Annotated in this window: 3 protein-coding genes; 2 read left to right on the top strand and 1 reads right to left on the bottom strand. The window is 61.1% G+C overall.

From position 1 onward, the window contains the following. The coding region (gene nirK / locus EOA85_RS32670) for a copper-containing nitrite reductase (RefSeq protein ID WP_127212465.1) at positions 1 to 884 on the top strand (884 nt) is incomplete at its 5' end. A gap of 53 nt (positions 885 to 937) precedes the next feature. Further along, positions 938 to 1,801, top strand: coding sequence for an SUMF1/EgtB/PvdO family nonheme iron enzyme (locus EOA85_RS32665; RefSeq protein WP_127212464.1), 864 nt, complete (start codon positions 938 to 940; stop codon positions 1,799 to 1,801). A 57-nt stretch (positions 1,802 to 1,858) separates the two neighbouring features. Here the strand turns inward: EOA85_RS32665 and EOA85_RS32660 are convergent. Continuing rightward, positions 1,859 to 2,455, bottom strand: a 597-nt coding sequence (locus EOA85_RS32660) for an NnrS family protein (RefSeq protein ID WP_206523423.1), incomplete at its 5' end; no start/stop codon positions are given.

Raw genomic sequence — 2,455 nt, 5'->3', positions numbered from 1 at the left:
TCATCGATGCCGACGGCACGACGCTCAATGCCATGACCTACAACGGCTCTGTTCCCGGCCCGCTGATGGTTGTGCACCAGGACGACTACGTCGAACTGACGCTCATCAATCCGGACACCAACACGCTCGCCCACAACATCGATTTCCATGCCGCAACCGGGGCGCTGGGCGGCGGCGAACTCACGCTGGTCAATCCTGGCGAGCAGGTGACCCTGCGTTTCAAGGCTACCCGCTCGGGAACGTTCGTTTATCACTGCGCGCCCGGCGGCTCGATGATCCCCTGGCATGTCGTATCCGGCATGAGCGGCGCGATCATGGTCCTGCCGCGAGATGGTCTGAAGGACGACAAGGGAAAGCCGGTCAAATACGACAGGATCTTCTATATCGGCGAAAACGACTTCTATATCCCGCGTGACGAGAACGGCAACTTCAAGAGCTATGAAACGGCCGGCGACGGTTACGACGACATGATGAAAGTGATGCGCGGATTGATCCCGACACATGTGGTGTTCAACGGCAAGGTCGGATCACTGACCGGCGACAACGCGATGAAGGCGAATGTTGGCGAAACGGTATTGATCGTCCATTCGCAAGCCAACCGCGATACGCGCCCGCACCTGATTGGCGGTCACGGCGATTACGTCTGGGAAGAGGGCAAATTTGCCAACACGCCGGCCAAGGATCTGGAAACCTGGTTCATTCGCGGCGGATCGGCGGGCGCGGCGCTCTACACTTTCCTGCAGCCGGGGGTCTACGCCTACGTGAACCACAATCTGATCGAGGCTGTGGAACTCGGAGCTACGGCTCATTTCATGGTCGAAGGTGAGTGGAATGACGACCTGATGACGCAGGTCGAGGCTCCTAAAGCCATCGCCACAAACTGACGACACCGCAATTACCCGGACAGCACTCGCTGTCCGGGTATGGACAAAAAGCCATGCCGCTTTCCTTCCTGAAGGTTGCCTCGGTCGCCATCGCGGCCGCAACGGTGCCGATAGGCTTGTCCGCCGTCAGCTGGAGTGGACATCGACTCCACCCTGTCACCATCACGGTCACCTTGCCTCCCGGTTCGATCACCTATTCCCTGCCGGGCGAGTTCCTGCGGGGCGAACATCCGCAAGCCAATCCCCGCCTCAAGCGACGGTTCAACAAGCCCATCGAAATCATGACCTATCAGGTCAGCGTGGCCGACTATGCAGACTGTGTGAAGGCCGGTGCCTGCCAGTCGCCACAGGAGACACGTGAGATCCCGCCCAATGCGCCGGTGACCGGAGTGAGTTATCTCGACGCCAGCGCCTATGCCCGGTGGTATTCTCAAGCGACCGGCGATTACTGGCGGCTGCCTACAGACGAGGAATGGGCCTTTGCGGCAGCAGAGCGTTTCAGAGGCGGATTTGAGGGGCTCCAAGCCGACGCCAACAACCCCGCCAAGCGTTGGCTTGCCCGCTACAAGGCCGAGGCCCAACTCGATCGCAGCCCGGACCCCTTGCCGAGGAGCCGAGGCTCCTTTGGCGTGAACTCCCGTGGCCTCGCCGATCTTTCCGGCAACGTCTGGGAGTGGACATCGACATGCTTTGTCCGCGCAACACTGGCGGCGGATGGAACTGGGGTTGCGAATTCCCTCGACAATTGCGGCGTCCATGTCGTTGAAGGATTTCACAGGACCTATATGTCGAACTTCGTCAGCGACGGCAAAAGCGGGGGCTGTGCCGTTGGAACGCCTCCCGACAATCTGGGATTCAGGTTGGTGCGGGACCGACCGGGGTGGAGGAAGCTGATCCTCGGGTACCTCGGCATCTGACAAATAGAAGCAGTTCCACAGGTTCTGTCGACCATCGCGGGTGTGCCGCCGCCCGCTTCACCGCGCCTTTGGCCTCATCAATGCGGTTCCGTAGACCAGAATGAAACCGGCAAATGCCGCCACCCATGCGGCGCCCGCCAGATGGATCACTCCATCATCAGGGACGAAGGCGCCCAGGGTTCTCAATGATCCCGCCAGAAGGATGGCCGCGAAGACAAACGACGTTCCTCTTCCTGCCTTGAGCTCTCGCCCAGTGTGTCCGAGCGTTGCCCGGGCCATTACAGCAAGCGTCATCGAGCCGATCGCGCCGGCGCCAAGGGCGTGGAACCCCGCCGCAGCGGGCACGGCGTTGGGAAAGAAGATCGACGCGGCGACCAAGGCAAGACCGACCGGCACAAAGGCGTATGCTGCATGGAGTACAAGCACGAGCGGATCCCGTATGGTGCGCTCTCCCGCCCAGCGCGACAAACGCCATGCCTGGCAAGTTGCGGCGGCGGCCATGAGCAGTCCCGAGGTGCTGCTGTCCGGGATAACCGTCCATGTACCCAGCGCGGCAACCGAGATGGCTATCGATGCCACGTCAAAACGGTCGAAGGGTGCTGGAAGCCTGCCCGGGTTTTCGCGGACGAGCCAGTTGCGCGTGAAGCTCGGAAT

The sequence above is a fragment of the Mesorhizobium sp. M5C.F.Ca.IN.020.29.1.1 genome, from assembly GCF_003997375.1.
Taxonomy (GTDB): domain Bacteria; phylum Pseudomonadota; class Alphaproteobacteria; order Rhizobiales; family Rhizobiaceae; genus Mesorhizobium; species Mesorhizobium wenxiniae.
This window is presented reverse-complemented; position numbering and strand designations above follow the sequence as displayed.